This window comes from Candidatus Hartigia pinicola (genome assembly GCA_020541205.1).
GTDB classification, from domain to species: Bacteria; Pseudomonadota; Gammaproteobacteria; order Enterobacterales; family Enterobacteriaceae; genus Hartigia; species Hartigia pinicola.
On sequence record CP048208.1, the window covers coordinates 372,274 to 393,891 of the forward strand.

The 21,618-nt window shown below is 25.8% G+C and carries 10 protein-coding genes; 6 read left to right on the forward strand and 4 right to left on the reverse strand.

What is annotated here, in order from left to right; all coding sequences use genetic code 11:
• Positions 1-2,882 precede the first annotated feature (2,882 nt).
• From GFV14_RS00770 to trpS, 5 genes are all read left to right on the forward strand, one after another.
• On the forward strand, positions 2,883-3,053 hold the full coding sequence (locus tag GFV14_RS00770; RefSeq protein ID WP_457914659.1) for a transglycosylase domain-containing protein: 171 nt from the start codon (positions 2,883-2,885) through the stop codon (positions 3,051-3,053).
• A gap of 278 nt (positions 3,054-3,331) precedes the next feature.
• Positions 3,332-3,559: a hypothetical protein gene (locus GFV14_RS00775; RefSeq protein WP_457914448.1), complete on the forward strand. Its 228-nt coding sequence runs from the start codon at positions 3,332-3,334 to the stop codon at positions 3,557-3,559.
• Positions 3,540-3,668, forward strand: a complete 129-nt coding sequence (locus GFV14_RS00780) for a hypothetical protein (protein ID WP_457914449.1) — start codon at positions 3,540-3,542, stop codon at positions 3,666-3,668. The genes GFV14_RS00775 and GFV14_RS00780 overlap by 20 nt, the downstream gene beginning before the upstream one ends.
• A gap of 207 nt (positions 3,669-3,875) precedes the next feature.
• Positions 3,876-4,067 (forward strand): hypothetical protein, encoded by a 192-nt coding sequence (locus tag GFV14_RS00785; RefSeq protein WP_457914450.1) that lies wholly within the window; start codon positions 3,876-3,878, stop codon positions 4,065-4,067.
• 1,114 nt (positions 4,068-5,181) lie between these two features.
• Positions 5,182-6,219 carry a tryptophan--tRNA ligase gene (trpS, locus tag GFV14_RS00790; protein ID WP_457914451.1) on the forward strand — a complete coding sequence of 346 codons (1,038 nt, stop codon included), beginning with the start codon at positions 5,182-5,184 and terminating at the stop codon, positions 6,217-6,219.
• A 1,526-nt stretch (positions 6,220-7,745) separates the two neighbouring features.
• On the opposite strand, the gene rpe is transcribed toward trpS, so the two are convergent.
• The 3 genes from rpe to aroK all read right to left on the reverse strand — a co-directional run bounded on the left by rpe (position 7,746) and on the right by aroK (position 12,921).
• Positions 7,746-8,429: a ribulose-phosphate 3-epimerase gene (gene rpe / locus GFV14_RS00795; RefSeq protein WP_457914452.1), complete on the reverse strand. Its 684-nt coding sequence runs from the start codon at positions 8,427-8,429 to the stop codon at positions 7,746-7,748.
• 38 nt (positions 8,430-8,467) lie between these two features.
• Positions 8,468-9,343 (reverse strand): adenine-specific DNA-methyltransferase, encoded by an 876-nt coding sequence (gene dam, locus GFV14_RS00800; RefSeq protein WP_457914453.1) that lies wholly within the window; start codon positions 9,341-9,343, stop codon positions 8,468-8,470.
• A gap of 3,038 nt (positions 9,344-12,381) precedes the next feature.
• The gene (gene aroK / locus GFV14_RS00805) at positions 12,382-12,921 is read right to left on the reverse strand and encodes a shikimate kinase AroK (RefSeq protein ID WP_457914454.1); all 540 of its coding nucleotides are present in this window, start codon (positions 12,919-12,921) and stop codon (positions 12,382-12,384) included.
• Positions 12,922-15,168: 2,247 nt separating this feature from the next.
• Between aroK and rlmKL the strand changes: the two genes are divergently transcribed.
• On the forward strand, positions 15,169-17,304 hold the full coding sequence (gene rlmKL, locus GFV14_RS00810; protein ID WP_457914455.1) for a bifunctional 23S rRNA (guanine(2069)-N(7))-methyltransferase RlmK/23S rRNA (guanine(2445)-N(2))-methyltransferase RlmL: 2,136 nt from the start codon (positions 15,169-15,171) through the stop codon (positions 17,302-17,304).
• Between the two features lie 1,560 nt (positions 17,305-18,864).
• On the opposite strand, the gene trxB is transcribed toward rlmKL, so the two are convergent.
• A complete protein-coding gene (gene trxB, locus GFV14_RS00815; RefSeq protein ID WP_457914456.1) occupies positions 18,865-19,830 on the reverse strand; it encodes a thioredoxin-disulfide reductase in 966 nt (321 codons plus the stop codon).
• Positions 19,831-21,618: the final 1,788 nt, after the last annotated feature.

Genomic DNA, 21,618 nt, shown 5'->3' on the forward strand with positions numbered 1-21,618 from the left:
TATTTTTTTTATTTTTCTTAGAAATGGAGATATATTGAAGTTAAGTAACTGAATTTAAGTCTAATATTCACTTCAGTATTATTATATTTTTATATAAATTTTTAAATTCTGATATGAAAAATTACATTTAGTAACATTGTACTATCAGCGTTTGAGTTATTAAGTATTATGAAGAAAACTTCTTATTATCTGTGACTTTTATGCATATCATGATACTAACATAAGAATTTACAATGATTATAAATAATTAAAGTATTGATATCAGTATTAATTATTATATTTTGTAGTATTTAAAAATATAATGTGTTTATTGGTAATGAATAACTGACTAGTTATATTCAGTAATATAGTTAAGATTTTGTAATATAAGTAGTATAATGTTAGTATTTTTTTTGGATCATTTCTACTATTTTTAGTTACAATAGTGCAGATAAAACTCATTTTATCGTAATGTTGATTGTAAAAAATAAACTAAATTTAATTAAATTAATTTATTTTAATCATATCCGAGAAAATTTGAAAGACTATTAATAGATTTTTTGGATTTCGGTAAAATTAGAACAGCAGTAAATAGCTGAACTAAATCTTAATATCAAAATTTATTTAGCGATTTTCAAAACGCTTCTCAATAAATCTTTAGAAATGTAACAAATATATTTTAGAGAACAATATAAAATAATAACGTTACAGTATAAGCGAATGTTATTATTTTGCAAAATGTAATAAGTATTTACTAAAGTGATGAAATTCCTTAAAGCATTTTAAAGTATTAAAATCTACTTAACTGCGATATAATTATAATAGTAATAATATTACTATAATTCGTTTTATTAATATCGAGAATAATATTTGTATAGTGTGACTGTTTGATTGGATCTTATAAAAGAAATTATTCACAAAAAGCTAGGAGCTAAACAAATTTTTCATAACTCCACTGTTTAGTTTACAACTTATATTATCTTTAGAAGATCTAGACATACAGTCTATAGTATTTATACAGTGTTTGTCTGAACAATAGTAAAATAATAAATGTTATAATTAATAAAGTGAAGATTAGTATTTTAATTTTTCTCAGAGTTTTTCCTTATTTAAAATATTTATCTCGTTAAAACAAGTGCGTGATATAATCTATTGATTAGATATACATTGAAAATTATGCAGTTTATTTCGATTGCTATATAAATAATGTTGTATAGTACATGTTATACATCATCTAGAAATTTTACTTTTATGAAGCACTATTGAGTCAAACATGGATTATATATAAAAGTGATGTTTTATATAGGATAAAATTCATTAAGTTTTATTGCTGATTCTAAAATATTATTTATCGTGATTTTGATAGTATAACATCAACTTTAGTGTTTAACCAATGTGTCATTTAACTCTATAACTTTTAGTTATATTATAACATTTAATGCGTTGTAATCTGTGTTCTTAATGTTGTTTACATTAATAATTATTATAGTTTTTTAATTTTTAGCATTAATAACAGAAAGCTCGCTACCATATTTTAAATGGTCGTTTGAGTAGATTCTATTTTATTTCTGACTGTTGGATTTCTAAAATTGAAAGCAGTTATATGTAAATTGATTATTGTCCCTACTCTTAGATAGCAATATTACATTGGAAAGTAATTTTAAGGATGTGCAGACGTATAACAATATTTTATATTATAAAAATAATGCGTTTTTAGATGTGTAATGTGGTTTGATAAAAATCAAAGTGTATTTTGTTAAAATATGTGTTGATTAATTGAATTACTATCGCGTTTTTTATCATGATAAGAAATATTAAAACAATTATATTGAAAAGATTATGAATTGTCTTTAAATAAAAATCATCATGTCTGTGATATAAAATATTATATATTTAACATATTCGATATTTATTATTTATCATTACATTTTTTCTGTAAGGTAATAAATATAATCAAGTTATTTTTCTGTTAAATTTTTTTAGTCTTCAGTCAATATTAAAAGTAGTACTTATAAATGTTCAAGTTAGATGACACATAAACGTTTGTATCTAGTAAAAATTTAGACTTGATCGTTAGACTTACACTCGTCTAAACAGAAAACAGTTATGCTTATATTCTTGAATTTCTATAATGATTCTTATGATAATTTTTAATATTAAGACATTGATAATAAATAGAAAATAAATGGTACAAGTGTGTAAATTAAATAAAAGTAATAATAAAATTTGTAAACTAAAAAATAAATTCTGCTACTTTTCGTAGCTGGTCAAAATTTTCTTATTCTTGCTATTTTATTAGGAGATTTCGCGTTTTATCTAAACCAACAAATGCGAGAACGTCTTTTTTTGATGGTGTTACCTACAGTCGTTTATAGTCGTATAGTGAACTTAGAGCCAAAATGGATTATATCCAAGATGAATGTTAATACGTTTATTAGAAAAAGTGTAGTATCGTAAAGTAACAACAATTACCAGCTCAGGTGAATTGGCTTTAAAGGGAAATGCAATTAAAATTTTACGTTATTTATTTAATTTTCTTGACCAAAATAAAAAGAAATATTCGCTCGTATAATGTTTAATAGTAGAGAATTACTTAAGATTGAGAACATAAAAACTGGCCGCGAATGTGGTTTATTTTCGTTTAGAGCTTAAGTACGTAACTAGAATACAGTTAGTGAATAATGAGCAACGTTTAGTATTGCCTTTTTTGCGTTTTCTGGTTAGTTAGTGAAAGTGCTGTTAGAGACAAAAGATCGTAACTTTTATAAAGATGATGGAATTAGTTTGTAGTCTATTATCCGTGCAATAATTGTTAATTTGTCTGCAGGTAAATCTGTTTAGGGAGGCAGTCCCTTACGTAACAACTGGTAAAAAATTTATTTTTAACTAATAAGCGTACGTTAATATGGAAAGTTAATGAAGCTATTATGGCTATTTTGCTAGATTATAATTATAGAAAAGAGCGTATTTTAGAGTTATATCTAAACGAAATTTATTTAGTTCATAATGGTAATAAAGAAATTCGTAGTTTACTACTAGCTAGTTTATATTATTTTGGTCGTCCAGTTAATTAGCTGAGTCTTGACCAGAAAATACTACTCGTTGTAATGGTGAAAAGTTCGTCTATTTTTAATTCGTAGACTAAGATAGAGAATACTACTAAACGTCGTAATATCGCATTAAAAATTCCTGAAGGGCGCCCATGTTATTCATAAAAAATGTATGAAATGTTCAGTGTACGTTTTTTAGATGTCCATTCTCAAGCAGAACTGCTCGAATCTCAACCCGCTTTTATTCAGATGTTATGTCAGGATTAAATGAAAATGAGAATATTAAGTTAAAGAGTGATCTGGTGCTAAAATTTTTACTGTTCTTGACCCTGTCTGTCGCACAAACTGTAACAGAAATAGCAATTGAGCCAGGTGTTTCTACATCACGTAAAGATTATAAGTTGAATGACATTGAAGGTGTAATAATTGTAGTTGATCGTATTAATGCTGAAGTAAGAGAAATCGTTGGTAGTTTGCAGCCACGATACTCAGGGTTTAATCGAGCATTTAATGTATACCGTAGTATTTGATGCCTTAGCTAAGCCATTTGTTTATTTGGCAGAATTAAATGAATCTACTCGTTGCCGTCTAAATACTTGCTTAAAAGATGAGTCTATTTCTATGAGAGCAGGTAATTAAACTTAAAGTCCAAAAAACTACAACCGTTATTTCACAGGGAGAATGGTACTCATAGACTCACTAGTGAAATCACAAAATATTCCACGGTGAGCTTAAGTCTAGCAGTCAAAGTTGACAAAATTATTAAGATCTGTATTCGTTTAGGAGTTCTTGTTACGGAAATAAAAACTACCAGTAATATTATTAGGTACGATTAATCTAACACTTATGAAAGTGGCGCAGCTTTATCAAACTATTTTTGGTCATAGTAATAGAAATAGTAATCCTAATAGAGAAAAACTTTCTATTCTATGTTCAGTGATTAATGGTAATGGAAATAAAATTTATGAAAGCTTACCATCCTTTAACTATACGATTTTACCACAAGCAGCTTATCTTACTTTATATGGTATGCAATAAGTTGCGCAGAATGGCACCAGACGTATTTTATTATCTAAATATAAAAAATCAACTTAGCTGAAAAGATGGAAACTATTAATGAACTGCGTGATAGCTGGTATACAGGAATTGATAGTAAAGAAGTTGTAATTGTATGGATTGGTCGTGATAATAATACCTAAATAAAATTAACGGGTTCGACAGGTTCTTTAAAGATACATCAACATTACTTAGAGAATTAATCACTATAATGTTGATTAATCATTAGCCGGGTGTTATTGGGCTTCGTATATAATGTCTAATGTGGAATTTAATTTCTCTAACTTTAGTGGTGAACGTTTATTGCCAATTCAGACGGATAATCCTGATAGATTGTGTTAATCTTATTTTAGCTATCTAGCTTGCATAGGATATAGATAATTATTTTAAGACAAATGTTCTTAAATTTATTATAAAGATATTTTTCTAATAATTAATTAGTGAGATTCAATAGTAAAAAGGTACTATTGACTGTTGCGTTGTTAAGTGATGCAATATTTAGGTAAAAATTTTACTTTTCTTTCAAATATTGTTTATGTTTAAAATATAAGAACGATTTATATAGCGTATACTTCATCATTTAGTATAGTTCGTATTGAACTGGATTTTTTTTAGGGTTTAGATTATTTAGATCATTGTTGAGTATTCTATTTACTATTATTGAATAGATAACAAAATAATATTAAGATATTTTATTAATTAGATTAAATAAACCAATAATTGTTCAGGGCTAATTGATCGCTTATTTTATATCGCGTGTATTACAATAAGTAAAACCTATTTCCTGAATTAAAAACTTTTGAAAAATTTTATAATATTCAATATTAATGAAAATTGTGAACAATAAAGCTACGCTATTGTGTATTGTTACTTAAAAATACGGTAAAATAACTATTGATTTAAAATTTTTTAGATCATTGCATAATGATATTATAGTCTTATAACAATGTTTCTGTGTTCTGACGTTAATCTAAACTTATGAATAAATAAGAGGATATTATAGCATTCAGTAAGGCTTGACTATATATGAATATATTGCAGCGTTTGTCTTGATGCTCAGTTTATCTGATTGACATAACTAAAGGATATAAATAAAATGACTGAACCAACTAAAAAACAACTATTTTCAAAACCTATTGCGTTTAGTGGCACACAGCCTTCCGGTGTATTAACTATTGGTAATTACATAGGTGCGTTACGTCATTGGGTAAAAATGCAAGATAATTATGATTGTATTTATTGTATTGTTGATCAACATGCTATCACGGTTCGTCAAGATCCTGAGGAATTACGTAAAAATATTCTTAATACTCTAGCCTGGTATCTTGCTTGTGGGATTAACCACGAAAAAAGTATTATTTTTATTCAGTCACATGTACCACAACACGCGCAGCTTAGTTGGGTATTAAATTGTTATACTTATTATGGTGAATTAAGACGCATGACTCAATTTAAAGATAAATCAGTGCGCTACTCAAATAATATTAATTCAGGTTTATTTGGTTATCCAGTCCTCATGGTTGCTGATATACTTATATATCAAACTAATAAAGTTCCTGTCGGTATTGATCAAAAGCAACATTTAGAGCTTAGCCGTGATGTTGCTCAGCGTTTTAATGCTATTTACGGTGATATTTTTACTATTCCTGATCCTTTCATTGATACTGAAAATAGTTCGTGCATAATGGCACTGCAAGATCCAACTAAAAAGATGTCTAAGTCGGACGAAAATTTTAATAATGTAATTATGTTATTAGAAGATCCAAAAAATGCAGAAAAAAAAATCAAAAGAGCAATAACTGATTCTGACGAACGGTCTCGTATTATTTATGATGTTGAAAACAAACCTGGTGTATCAAACTTACTAAATATACTATCCGGGCTGACTGGGAAAAGCATTCCTGAACTTGAAAGTGAGTTTAAAGGGAAACGGTATAGTCAACTAAAAGTTGCTGTGACTGATGCTGCTTCTAGTCTGCTTAGAATACTACAAGAGCGTTATCAGTATTTTCGTCATGATGAAATGCTATTGAATAAAATTATATATCAAGGTGCAATAAAAGCAGCAATTAGAGCGCAAGAAATGTTAGATAAAGTCTATCAAGCCATCGGTTTCGTAAAATTCCCAAAGTGAAGATAAATAATACTTTATACAACAACTAGAAGATATCTCTTATTTGATAATATTTTTAAAATTTCTTGTATATTAAATTTAAAAAAAATTCTGTAAACCACAAAAATAGATTAGACAACTTAAAATAAAGAACATTCTGATAAATCTTAACAATTGTAAATTTATAATTAGCTAATAATTTAATATTTTATTTCATATTTGAATATTTAACTATTCAGTAATTTTACTAAAAATCAATTAATATAAAGAACTATAAAATTTTTCTATTATTTAATTACATTTTAATAATTAAATTATTTTTTCTAATGTGTTGTTTATTGAAATATAAATAGTCTCATTATTCAAATAATTTATTATTGACATAAAGCTTTTATTTCTAAATCTTGAAACGTTTTTATGTTTACATCCATATTATTCTATTTTAATTTTTATACTAATGTTAGAAACAATTTTAGGGATTCGCTTGATTCATTTCGTATATTATATTTAGCTAAATAACACTTTTATTGAATAACAATAAAAGTTTTAAATAATTCATAGTAGTTATTAGTGAGCAGGATGTTAATTTAATAATCAAGACTTTTTGATTGATTTATTAAATTAAGCATCAGATATATATTATATATGGAGAAAAATTATCAATAAATGTAATGTACTATCTCTGAATAGATTATTGTTTTAATATAGCAATATATTTAAAAAAGTTATTTAATAAGATGTATATTTTATTATATTAATTCATGCTGTATTCATGAAAAGATATTCAATTTATTAATTAGTTTTCAAAAGTATCACAGTGTTATTAATAACATTATGGAAAAATTAATTATTATTACTTTTTCTATTTTAATTTAGTTGTGACGTTTTATTTGTTGTGAATTTTTTGCAGGACATTATTGATGACTTTTTATTTCTCGTGATTTAATGATAGGAAATAATATGTTTCACGCTAAATTTTAGATAACTATTTTTTTAGAAAGGCATTAACTAGTTAAATGAAATTAGTTTTTTAATAATGTATTGTTGTTCATATTTTATTAATATTTAATTTATGAATTGATATAATCAGAGTATTGAGTGCATTAATTTGAGTGATTAAATCATTATCTAATAAACAGTCCTATTATATAAGAATTCAGTATTTTTGTTATTTTTTATTTGTTTTTAATAAATAGTAATATCTATTCCTCATTACTTAATTTTTGAGTCTCATTTCTTACGAGATGAGAAAATGTTTCACTAATCTAGATTTTATTAAAAAGTTAAGTGTCTGCTGAATGGAAAATATTATCATAAGTTTTTTAAAGTGATTTATTGTAATTGAGAGGTAATTTTTATGTTAGTCTATATGATTTTACTTTCTTGATCATAATGTTACTCGTATTGTAAACTGAAATAGAGTCATGTATTTTATCTACCCATATATATTTTTTATTTTAATATTCAATCTAACACTTTCAATAATTTTCGATACTATTTACATGCATAAATCTTAATCAAAAGTAATACGATTGAATGTTTTTATATTATTTGTGTAGTGAGTATACTTTGTGTAATTCTTGACGCATTGTGTCAATGACAGATTTATAATTAGGTTGAGTAAAAATAGCAGAGCCAACAACAAAAGTGTCCGCACCAGCTTCTGCGATTTTTGCTATATTATCAATTTTAACGCCTCCATCAATTTCTAAATGAATATTGTAACCACTCTGATCAATCATTTTACGCACTTGACGTAATTTAGTGAGAGTGTGAGAAAGAAAGGATTGCCCTCCAAAGCCTGGATTAACAGACATCAATAAGACCATGTCAATTTTATCCATAAGATATTCAAGGTGGATTAATGGTGTTGCAGGGTTAAAAACAAGGCCAGAAGTACAACCATGTTCTTTGATTAACTGCAATGTTCTATTAATATGTTCAGTAGCTTCAATGTGAAAACTGATATGATTTGCACCAGATTTGGCAAAATCAGGAATAATTTGATCTACAGGTTTAACCATTAAGTGCACATCAATAGGTATCTTAATACCGTAATTGCGTAAGGCTTTACAAATCATAGGACCAAATGTTAGGTTAGGAACATAATGATTATCCATGACGTCAAAATGTATAATATCTGCACCTGCTGTGATTACTTTTTCGGTATCTTCACCTAAACGAGCGAAATCTGCAGATAAAATAGATGGGGCAATAAGAAAATCTTTCATAATTATCTCTGTTTATTTAAATGTTATTTTTAGATACTTTACGTTAGATGAGAGATACTTAAAATGGTTTTTTTAGTTGTTGGAGTTTTTATGATTGACTCAGTGTTATATAAAGCTAATAATTCATTAACTTTATTGCGGTTGAATATGTTTCGACTGATAGTGCGACGTACTGTAACCATATGTAATTTAGCCTGATGGTACCATCTTCTTGTTGTGATCGTGTCATGATTTGAAATAAGAACTGTAATTTGTCGATTCAATGATAAATAATAAGCTAATTTCGCGAGTTTTTGTTGTTCTTGTGCGCTAAATGGGCTAGTGTGATATTTAGTAAAATTTGCTGTTTTAGATAGAGGAGTATATGGCGGGTCACAGTAAACGACTGATCCTGGTTGTGCTGATAATAGTGTGCTTTCATAGTTTTGAGTAATGAAAGTTGCTTTTTGTGCTTTATCGGCAAACCATAGCAATTCTTCTTCGGGGAAATAAGTTTTTTTATAGCTACCAAAAGGTACATTAAATTCTCCAAGTGAATTATAACGACAGAGTCCATTATAACAGTGCCGATTCAGATATAAAAATAATACGCTGCGTTTGATAGGGTCGGTAGATTGGTTGAATCTTTTTCGTGTAAGATAATATTGTTCTGACGTATTAAATTCAGGAGTAAATATTTGACGCACTTCCTCAATAAAAGGAAGAGTGCGATATTTTACGGTATTATAGAGATTTATAAGATCATGATTTATATCAGCTAAAATATAATCATCATAACTAGTATTTAAAAAGACAGAACCTGCTCCTACAAAAGGTTCGATCAGACAATACCCTTTTGGAAGATATTTTTTAATATTTTCTAAAAGGGTATATTTACCACCAGCCCATTTTAGAAATGCTCGTTTTTTTTTCATTCAGTTGCATCATCAAATAACATTTTCTAGTAATAAAGAGACGTAATTGTCAGGACAGCATAGTGTGCCTGCAATAACATATTATTATTTTTATCTTATGGAACTTGATTTATATCTTTCACCCAAGGTTTTTTCTTAAATTTCAATAGGTATAATGAACATTATGTTTTTTTATTTATAGTATAATAATTTCGGTATATTAACATATACTAAGTTTATCTATTACATATTGTGTTGTAAAATTTATACTTTATTAATTTTATTGTTTATGGAAAGTACTAAGCGTGTGTACATGGCTTGCAGTGCTTATTGGCAATGTGTAATTATTTGTTCCGCAAGGATTATTCTAGTAGTTGATTTATAATGCATTGTAGCCAGTTTTACTCGTTACTTAATTTGCTTTGAGATGTTTGTTTTTTAGATTTTTATTGGATTTTTTAGGTTTTAATACAGTATTTTTGATTATTTTTAGGATTTAGTTACGAAATTAATGGTAGGTGATATTTATTGTTAATATATTTATTGTATTTTGTTTGGTGATTGGTTTGGATTAAATACATGAGCTATCTCATCTAAAATTTCAATTCGCTAACTATCATGTCAGTTTTTTTGTGTTTTATTTGTTGCTGGAAAAGTACTGATAGATGGAATTCTTATCTTTTAAATGTGCTGACGCACAGTAGTTAGTTTTTAGATTCTGGAGTTAGGTTCACTTTGTTGTTCTAGAAGCTATGTTTACCTAAAGATCATTGTGTATATTAAGCTGATCATTTAGTTGAAATTTATTTATTCTCTTTCTAGAGAAAAATATTGTTTGGTAGTAAAATAATATATTTATTTTGATTAGTATTGAGTTAGACTAAATTATATTTTTAAACGCATATAAAAAATCGTCTCTTTAATTCTATCTTGTTTAAATATGTTGACAGAATATAAATATTAAATACTTACAAAAATTTTAGTATTAAAATAATTTATAACTGAAATTTTCAACATAGAGTATAATCTAATAATTTTCAGCACTGTTTGTTAGCAACATTTCAATAGATTCTTGCTATCTTGAGAAATATTTTCACTATTTTTTAGTGTGTGCACTTACTAGTTTATGAGAAGCTGAAAATACTTGTATCTTTAGTATGTATCTTAATATCTGAAAGCACTTCTTAATAATTTATAACATCAGTAAAATTTAATATAATTTATTTCCAGTGATTTTTTTTGTTTTATTTCATATATAATGTTAATGGTTGTATAATATTATTTCTAATAAACTTAAAGTGAATAAATTTTAGGTTTATTAATACAATAAATCTTAGTGTTTATTCTGAAGTAAGCGTATTTTATTTTCTTTTTCTGGTTTTTATTTCGATTTCAGAAAAAATAGTATTGTTATAAAGTTTCAATACCATAATTTTTATTAGTCTGTATCTCATGATTAAATAAATTATTACAATTTATGAGTACTTATAGATCACTAGTTTTAATTACAGGAAAATACTACATTTTTAAATTAAAAATAAAAAAATATTATATACCATTATTCAATTATCTAAGGTGATTATGTGATCTATATTTTCAATTAGCTAAAAACGCAATCTATTATTATGCAATATTTAATATTTTATAAATAATAGAAAACATTAATAAAAGATTTTAGTTATATTTATCTATAAAGTAATTTATGTTAGTTTCTTCAAATTGAAAAGTTAATATGTAATAAAAGTATATTGGGATTTAAATATTATGAACAACTATGTTGAACATGATTATTTTTTGTAGCTCATGAAGTGAAAATAAGATCTCCATTAACATCAATAAGGGTTATATTAAGATTAAAGTATTGGTGAAGTACGCTATGAAAGGTTATTCATAATCAATTCAATTGTGTGCTGTTTTTTTGTTTATCAAAATACTGTGGTATATGATAAATCAAGATTTTTGAAGAATCTGTATAAATCTATCAGGATAGATACAGTAAAATATTGTATTCGATAGTATTAACATTTTTGTTTTATTGTAACTAATTAATGAATAGTAGGTTAATGATAGAGATCAAGGTATGTAGTCACAGGATAAGTATGTGAATGAAAATCAACAGTGACTTTTTTTTATATTCTTTAGTGATTGTCTTGTATATTACTGTTGAGTGAAGGATTATTGACTTTATTATTATCGTTATGTATAGAAATAAGATTGTAATAAAATGACGGTAACAAATATTATGTTCATGTAATATATGCTTTCACAATCATGTTTGAGACAACATTATCTTCACGGATGTGATGAAAATGTTATATCTAAATCAAAAAGAAGTCAATAAATTACAATGATAAAAAATTTCTTTTTGGGATTTAAAATATTGATTTATAACAAGAAAACTATAAAATATCGTTAAATTTTAGTTTGGTTTAAGATTCGCTTCGGTATTTTTTGTTTTGTAAAAAGAATTATACAGTATTAATTTTAAAATTAAAAGTTATTATTCAAATATTTTTTATTTTTTTAAGTTCGTATTTTTCTCGAAAATGAAAACATGTATTGATAATATAGATGATCGTAGATCATATTAATATTTATAGAGTGTATCAAATTTTATGATTGTAAAATTACATGGATAAACTTTATTTTACTATAGTGTATTATTTAATTTTGGTAACTTTTCTTAGTATACAATATATTTTTAACAAATAATGCTTGTGTTTTAAACATATTTTCGTATCAATAATTATAAAATTGTATCAGCACTTAGATAAGTCTTAACAAGAATCTCGCTAGAATATTTATTCTCTAATTTCAATATTTTTATTAAATTTTAAAATAGTATAACATACGGGTACTGTTTGAACATTACTAATGATAATTCCTCCTTAGTTTAGTAAGTGTTTTAGGTGTATAGAAAAACGAAAAATATTTTATAGATGTCGACTTTACAAATGGTGTATATTTTAACTTTTCAGTAAAAATATTCAATTATTAAAATATTGTTTGATTAATATATTTTACTACAGGTTTTCTTTTGAATAAATAATATAAAATTATTATATTTGAAAAAGATTCTGCATAGGTTCTAAAAGTTTGATGATGTGATTAATAACCATTTTGGCACTTTGATCATGGGTATGAATAGTGATATCAGCAATTTCTTTATACATCGGATTATACTCTGATGCTAATTTTTCAAGAATTTCACGTGCTGATTTGTTCATGTGAAATAAAGGACGTTTTTTATCACGTTGAGTCCTCGAGAGTTGTTTCTCGATAGTTGTTTCGAGATAAATAACAACACCACGCGCTGAGAGGCGTTTTCGGGTTTCTTTTGATTTGACTGAACCACCACCTGTTGCAAGTACAATCCCTTGTTTCTCAGTAAGATCATTAATGACTTTTTCTTCGCGATCTCGAAAGCCTACTTCACCTTCCAAGTCAAGAACCCAGCCTATATCTGCGCCCGTGCGTTTTTCAATTTCGTGATCAGAATCGAAAAACTCCATATTAAGTTGTTGAGCTAATTGACGACCAATAGTGCTTTTTCCAGCACCCATTGGTCCTACTAGAAAGATATTGCGTTTTTCTGCCATGTTTTGGTATTACTACGCTTATTTGTTAATGACAATCCGCTTCATTACTTGAATGAGAAGTGGGACATGAATTGCAATTTTTATGAGTAATAAGTTAAATTAAATAAGAAAACGATCTCAGTACATTAACCTGATGTGTGATTATATTTATATGTAGCGATAGTATATGAGAAAATCTTATAGCATTGCTGTGTTATTATTTTAAATCGTTCTGTTTATGTTATTAAACATTTTTAATAAAAACTTAACAGTTACATGGTAGCCGTAAACTGTAGAGTATTGGTTAATTTTTCTATAGTGAATGTATTTTGTCTATTTATAAGTATTTGATAATTATCTTTAATCTACTGAGTATTGGAAAAATTTTTTGGATAATGTTGCATGGTAAAATAGTATCATAATAAAATTTATTCAGTAGATTTTTATATAAAATAATTTAATTTCTAATATGTTGACTAGTCTCGAATATTAAAAATATAGAAGCATTTTACTAGCACTATACTTAGTTAAGTTTGTGAATTATTTTGTTACAAATTGAATATTTAATACAAAGATAAATATTATTTTTCTTTATTTGATTCAAGATACTTTAGTAAATATCTTGAATTTTATTATTTTTTAAAAATTACAGAAGATCTTATAATTTCTTATTGATTTAATAATTAAATAACGTTTTTTATTTTTTAGATAGTACTTAATTAAATAATTAATTTTTTAATTTTAGTAGGATTAAATTTTTTCCTAGTGAAAATTATTAGGGTAATATCTATATGTAGTGTCACATCTTTAAATTTAAGATAATTTTTTATGTTAGTTAGATAAAAATTTTCATACATTTTTGATATTTTTGAAGTATCCATAAAATAACATAAAAAGAACAAGCTATCAATAATTGATAATAAATTTTTCTTACGAAATTTCTTATAGTATATTTATTGTACAATCGAAAGATAGTAAATATTAGTATAGAGTTTATTATATTTCGTGATTATAAAAGTGAAGTCTAGTTTTGTAATATATATTATTTACCAATAATTTTTTATAAATGCTAATTATTTTATGGAAAATACCACTACTAAGATATGCATTTTATTTATAGTTATTAGAAAAGTACGTCATAAATATTGAGTATTTATCACTATTAATTATCTGTAATTGAGAAAATTTTTATTGGGACGATAGTTTTTGTATTAAAATGTACTTATACTTTTAATTTTTCTATTTGAAATTATAAAATTTTTATCAGTATTGTGAATAATACTACTTCAACAGATCACGCTAAGTATATTTATACATCTGCCGAAGATAAGTTATTTTGTTTTTAATTTTGTATTTTTATAAAATCTAAAATATCAATATATAGTGATTTTTTTTAAAAATTCTTAGTATTTATTTTGATTAATAATTTTAGCATGTATCAAAGAGTATAAATATTTTATAAACATAAATATACTTAGTATATGTAAATGTTTTAGTTGTTTAAAAAGTCTCTAATTTATAGAAACATGCTGTTTTTGATAGAGTTCATGAAATAATTACGTTTAAAAAATCTTGATAGTTTACAAAGTAAAATAATATTAATATTTTTAATAAACACTCAATATATTTTTAAAATGTTTATTTTGTGCTGATTTTGTTATTTATAATATTCTTAATCTTTATGTTGACAAAATGTCTTTTAAAATTTTCATATGGATTTTTTATCAATTAAAAATAATAAGCAAGCATTATAGTACACGATAATGATAGCTTAGATACTTGTATGTGATAATACAACTACATTCTCAGTCAGTATAATTCGGCACTATATATTACAATATATATTCAATGAAGTATTAGTCGTTTTGAGCATTCAGTGGTAAATAAAAATAATTATACTAGACTTCGATTGTTTTTTTATTATTATTACACATAATAATGCTGTCGTGTTGATAATTTTGTATTGTTTTTATATTAGAGTGTATTATGCAGAATAATATAACTATTAAAAAGAATAAGATATATCAGTATGGTTTTACTGTTATATATTTATCCTAAAATATTATTAGTATAAAATTTTACAATCAAACGTTGATTTATTAATATTGTTGTAAATTTGTGATCGATATGTTTCACTGATTTTACTGGATACGTATAAAGACGCGAAAGTGTTATTATTTCATCTTTATAATTATTCATGGATAACTTTATAACGAGCGAGTCATATAATTATAATAACTAATAACTTTTTAAAAGCAGTAAAAGATTATGATTTCTCTTTTTGGTAGCACAGCTTATGGCTTAGAAGAATTGTTAAAAGTAGAATTACAAACTCTAGGTGCTAGTCAGTGTAAAGTTGCACTTGGAAAAGTATATTTTCAAGCTGATGAGCGGGTAATGTATACTACCCTTCTCTGGAGCAGACTAGCATCTCGTATTTTATTATTGTTACATGAGTTTAATCTTAATAGTAATATGGATTTATATCTTGGTGTACAAAGTATTGATTGGACTAAAATTTTTCAGGTTAATAATACTTTTTTTATAAATTTCAATGGTACTAATGCAGTGATTCGTAATAGTCAATATGGTGCATTAAAGGTGAAAGATGCTATTGTAGATTATTTTATACATAAAGTAAATCAAAGACCTTATGTATCTCATAATCAACCAGATATTCGCGTTCATGTATACCTTCATAAAGATAAAGTTATTGTAGCGTTGGATTTAAGTGGTGATTCATTACATATTCGTGGCTACCGTAACTTGGTAGGACAAGCGCCACTAAAAGAAAATTTAGCAGCGGTCATTATCAAACGTTCGGGGTGGAAGAAAGATACACCTCTTATCGACCCAATGTGTGGTTCTGGTACTTTATTAATTGAAGCGGCAATGATTGCTGCAAATAAAGCTCCTGGATTAAATCGAAAATATTGGGGGTTTTATTCTTGGAGGAAATATAATCCAGAATTGTGGAAGAATCTCAGAAAAGAAGCGCAAGCTTGTTTTCGTCAAGGTTTGAAAGATACGACTGCTCATTTTTATGGCTATGATATTGATGAAAAAATTTTAGATATGGCGCGTGATAATGTGTTTAGAGCTGGTGTACAAGATCTGGTTAGTTTTAGTCAAGGCGATGTAGCAATGCTTGAAAATCCAGTTAAAACTAATATCTCAGGAACAATTTTAAGCAATCCGCCTTATGGTGAACGTTTAGAAACTAGACCAGCACTAATGGTGTTATATAGTCAATTGGGGCGTGTAGTAAAAAAGAGTTTCCAAGGCTGGCGTGTATCGATGTTTAGTGGTGATCCAGAGTTATTAAAATGTTTACAACTTCGCTCTGAACGAGAATTTAAAACGAAAAATGGTCCCTTAGATTGTGTACAAAAAAATTATCATCTAGCGAGAATATATGAAGAGACTATCGATGAAGTATCTCCTGATTTTACTAACAGATTGCGTAAGAATTATAAAAAACTTAGTAAATGGGCTAAAAATCAAGGTATTGAATGCTATCGTGTCTATGATTCTGATTTACCCGAATACAATGTCGCTGTGGATAATTATGTTAGAAAAGTAATTATTCAAGAGTATGCGCCTGGAAAAATCATAGATGAGAGTAAATCTCGCCAGCGCTTATTAGATGTAATTATAGCAACTATGAATGTTTTACAATTATCATCAAATCAACTAATATTAAAAACACGTCAACGACAAAAAGGTAAAAAACAGTATGAAAAATTTGCACAACAAGATGATTGTTTATTAATACAAGAGTACGAAGCAAAAATAATCGTTAATCTAACCGCATATTTAGATACAGGCTTATTTTTAGATAATCGTCTTGCACGTCGTTTATTAGGGAAAATGAGCTACAATACTGATTTTCTTAATCTTTTTTGTTATACTTGTGCTGCAACAGTACATGCTGGATTAGGTGGTGCAAAAAGCACAACTTCAGTTGATATGTCACGTACTTATTTACAAGTGGCGAAGAAAAATTTACAGGAAAATAGCTTAACAGGATGTCAGCATCGTTTGATTCAAGCAGATTGTTTAAGTTGGATTAGAAAGAGTGATGAGAAATTTGATTTAATTTTCATAGATCCACCAACGTTTTCTAATTCAAAGCGAATGGATCAAACATTTTCTGTTCAGCGTGATCACGTTTATTTGTTTATACATTTAAAACGTTTATTGCGTCCTAGTGGCGTTATTATGTTTTCTAATAATAAACGCGCTTTTAAAATGAATGTTTTGGCATTAAAAGAATTAAAATTAGAAATAGAAGAAATTACAACAAAAATACGTTCAAAAGATTTTGCTCGCAACCCTAAAATTCATAACTGCTGGCTTATTCGAAACACAGAGAAAAAAAATACAATTTATAACTGTAATTAATTTTCTTGTACTGAGCTTTCTTTTAGTTATCTATTATGAAATAATGTTTATATCCATGCTATAAATTATAAATTTATTTATTTAGTGTAGATACTAAAATTGACGTGCTACGGTATTTTGTTAAATAACAATTAGATGTTTGATAAGAAATGATTATTTTATTAATGCGATGAATTTATTGTTTGTTTACGGTAATATCTGTAGTATAATACATCAAGATACTTTTACTTTTTTTATGAAGGTGTTGTTGGAGAAGAACATAAATAAAAGATTACGATGATATTGATTAAGTAATTAAAAAACTAAAAACAGACGTATATCACTTTATCAATGAGATAAGATTTTTAATAGTTTTAATTTATACGAATAAAATTTACTGATAATGAATATAATTAAAAATTTGTTTACCTGTAGATAAAAGTAGGTTACAGTTTTATGCAGAGTAGCGTTTGTTTGTGTATTATATTGTATTAGTGAAATCTCTTATTTTTCAATAAGTTAAAGAATAAGTTTCATTTTATTTAGTATTTTATGTGTAAAAGTAAGATAATTAATATCAGTCGCATAAATGGTAAGGCAAAATTTAAATATATCTAAAGTGTTTTATATTTTTCAACATTTTTTCATTCACTTCATTGAGTGTAGATTATGTTGTAGTTAAAGATAACATGAAAAGTATAGATTTTACTATTTGTTTTATCTAAATAATTTTAAAGAATATATTATATATACTATTTAAAATTATTATATTTATATAACTGTTGTTTTATTTATAAAGACTTTTACATGTTTCAGTCTAATTTTGCACAGGATAAATAATTAATGTTTTTAACTCTTTTTATAATATTATTGTTTTTACTATAGTTTATAGAGTGAATATGAGTGTCTAGAACAATATATTTTATTCTAGATTTTTACTTGCATGATAAAATTTTACACAAGTATTTCTTAATGCTTATTGCACATACATGATTAGTGAAGTAATATTAATATTCTTTTATTAATACTGACAAAAAATTTTATTACATTACTTTTTTAAGTAGGTTTATCTAGTTTAATTTTATTTGAGTAGTTGTTTTAAAATTTTCAATGTTAACATGAAGCATTTCATTAGGAAATAATTTGGTATATCAAATGTTATTATGAATTATTTTAAAGATATATAACAGTCTAAAAAATACTTCATACATATCTATTTTTTACGTTGTATATATTTTTCTTTTTAAGAAAAAGAGTTGAATGTATAAAAATATTGTTCGATCAAGTTTATTATTTTAGATTCTTCTCTTTCTAGGTAGATAGATAAGATTTTAAGTTTGAAAAGAATTTCAACATGCTAATTTAAAGTTAGATAGATTGTTTTTTAAATATAATTTATAAGTTCCTATCGAGCAGGACTGTGTTCATTTTCATTGGTGTTATAAATATAGCTCTATCTTATAGAGCTATATTTATTTTATGATATTTTATAACATATGCATTGATAATACAAAGTAATAATAAAGTTAAAAGAGATGAAAAACGCTAATTTTATGCGTTGAGGAACTTCATTAAATCTTGTTATGATTTTTGTTGTTTAATCTGTCTAAGGTAACGATCCGCATCAAGTGCTGCCATACAGCCAGTTCCCGCTGAGGTAATGGCTTGTCTGTAAATATGGTCCATAACATCACCCGCAGCAAAAACCCCAGGGATAGAGGTTTGAGTTGTGTAATCTCGAGTATTAGACTCCACTTGGATATACCCGTTTTTTAAATTTAGTTGACCATTAAAGATCTCTGTATTTGGGGTATGACCAATGGCAATGAAAATCCCTGTAACTTCTAATTCTTTTATTTTATTAGTTTTAGTATTACGTAAATGAACACCTGTGACTCCCGCATCATTACCTAGTATTTTCTCTACAATGCAATTAGTATGAAGAATAATGTTACCGTTTTTCACTTTTTCCATTAAACGGCTGATAAGAATTTTTTCAGCTCGGAAATTGTTATGACGATGAATCAAATGGATTTCTGATGCTATATTTGAAAGATATAAGGCTTCTTCAAACGCTGTATTTCCGCCGCCAACAACAATAACCCTCTGCTTGCGATAAAAAAAACCATCACAAGTTGCACAAGCAGAAACTCCTCGTCCTTTAAAAGCTTCTTCTGATGGTAAACCAAGATATCGTGCAGAAGCCCCTGTTGCAATAATTAATGCATCACAAGTATACTCATTTGTATCTCCAAATAAACTAAATGGATGTTGTTGAATACTAATTTTTTTTATGTGATCTGAAATAATCTCAGTATGAAATTTAATTGCGTGATTATGCATACGATGCATTAACACTGGTCCTGTTAAATTTTCAGAGTCCCCTGGCCAATTTTCAACTTCATTTGTGGTCGCTAATTGACCACCTTGATTTATACCAGTAACTAGTGCGGGACTTAGATTTGCTCGAGCTGCGTAGATTGCAGCAGTACAACCAGCTGGACCAGAACCTAAAATTATTAATTTTCTATGTATGGTTGTGCTCATAAATACCTCGTTGTTAATCTAAAATAGCAATAATAGGATTATAAGATTGTTAAAAAATTAAATAAATTATTTTATCGCTAAGCAAATTTGCAATATAGAATATTTTTTTGATAAAGTAGATAATATTAATTATCGTTCAAATCAGTTTCAGTGGGATAGATTGGTGTTATGTTCTAGAATTTTTATAGTTTATTTAGTATTTTGATGTAACAGAAAAGAAAATAGTAGTTTAAACAACTATATTTTGATATTAAATATCTTTTAATGTTTGTCATATTTTATGATGAATTTTAATTAGCTGTTACTGTAAAGTCAGTTTAAAAACTAATACTTAGAAAGTATGCTTAAAGTATAGAATGTATGCTATTGTATTATCTTAAAGATCATTCTAACTATATGAGATGTACACCACCCGACAATATGTCACTCATATTAACCGTTATCTACTAATATATTTTAAAGTAGGCTGAATATTATATAGTTTATAAAAATAATATATGCATATTTTTGTTTATAATATCGTTTTTTACAATTATTTTATAAAGTTAATAATAAATGCTTTCTATAATGTATGAGTTGATTCTAAACAGTCTTTTTTATAATCCGTATCTGTTTAACACTTCTTGTATCAAGCATTTTATAAGTGTTATTCGAGTTAAAATAGTACTAATACAAACTCCTAGTAACTTATATTTATTAAATGTTTCAACAGGTTTATTTTTCAAAGGTGCATAATGTAAAAATTAAAAAATGAGATGTAATATTTTACTAAAAATTATTAGAGAACATTTTCTTATTTTAAGTGATCTTTTTATATAAAACATATGAAGTGAACATTTTATAGATATTGATTGCTAGGTGTATGCGTTTCAGATTTTTATATAGTTTAATTTATTTAATATTTATTTAATAATGCTAATATTGCAAACTTTGCATTTTAACGAAACAATCATGATGTATGAAAATTAGTGAATAATATTTTAACTTTATTTAGATTCAGCTTTTTTTATAAAAATAATATTTGTTCTTTAGTGTTATTATATTTTTATTTGATTTTAAAAACTATATTTTAATAGATAATTTTTTGATAGAATTAAAATAGCATCTTTTTTAATTATATAAGATTGTCATAAAAGTTTATTATTTTTATGGATTACATTAATATCATAATAAAAGTATTATGGCAGTATTATGGAGATATTATTCAAATCAAAAATTTAAATTAGCATGCAAAATAATACTTTTCAAATTGTAAAATGTTAATAAATTTACTTATACTCAATATTGAGTCTAAATAATAGTTAATATATTTAAATTTTTTTTGATTTGATTGTGCAATTAATTCAGTAAGATAAACTAGACTCTATTGAATAGATGAATGTTAATTATATTTCTGATAAATAATAAATGATATCAATAAAGTTTTATATGTTAGTATAACTAGAAAGAATATATATGAGTAATTTTCTTTTTATTAAAATAAAATTCATATATGTGATTTTTTTAGTGATTAACGTGAAGTTTTTAGAAAATTAAGTAGATATTAAAAGAATGCAATTAATATAGCAACGTAGTAGTGAAAGGACGAACTATAGTTCGTATAATAGTATAAGTAAATCTGCAATAAATATTGCAACGTTGTTAAGTTTTATTATTAGTAAGTAGCGGTAATTTAATTGCGATATCATTTGACCTCTGAAATGAGGTATTGTTAGTGTTTTATACTATTTTAAATAAAATATTAGTGAAGCATTAGTCTTTTTTTTAGTGTTATCATTTTTTGAATAA

Coding starts and splice junctions, on each gene's coding strand:
- GFV14_RS00780 (WP_457914449.1), top strand. CDS start 3,540: ATGTATACCGTAGTATTTGATGCCTTAGCTAAGCCATTTGTTTATTTG.
- GFV14_RS00785 (WP_457914450.1), top strand. CDS start 3,876: ATGAAAGTGGCGCAGCTTTATCAAACTATTTTTGGTCATAGTAATAGA.
- trpS (WP_457914451.1), top strand. CDS start 5,182: ATGACTGAACCAACTAAAAAACAACTATTTTCAAAACCTATTGCGTTT.
- rpe (WP_457914452.1), bottom strand. CDS start 8,429: ATGAAAGATTTTCTTATTGCCCCATCTATTTTATCTGCAGATTTCGCT.
- dam (WP_457914453.1), bottom strand. CDS start 9,343: ATGAAAAAAAAACGAGCATTTCTAAAATGGGCTGGTGGTAAATATACC.
- aroK (WP_457914454.1), bottom strand. CDS start 12,921: ATGGCAGAAAAACGCAATATCTTTCTAGTAGGACCAATGGGTGCTGGA.
- rlmKL (WP_457914455.1), top strand. CDS start 15,169: ATGATTTCTCTTTTTGGTAGCACAGCTTATGGCTTAGAAGAATTGTTA.
- trxB (WP_457914456.1), bottom strand. CDS start 19,830: ATGAGCACAACCATACATAGAAAATTAATAATTTTAGGTTCTGGTCCA.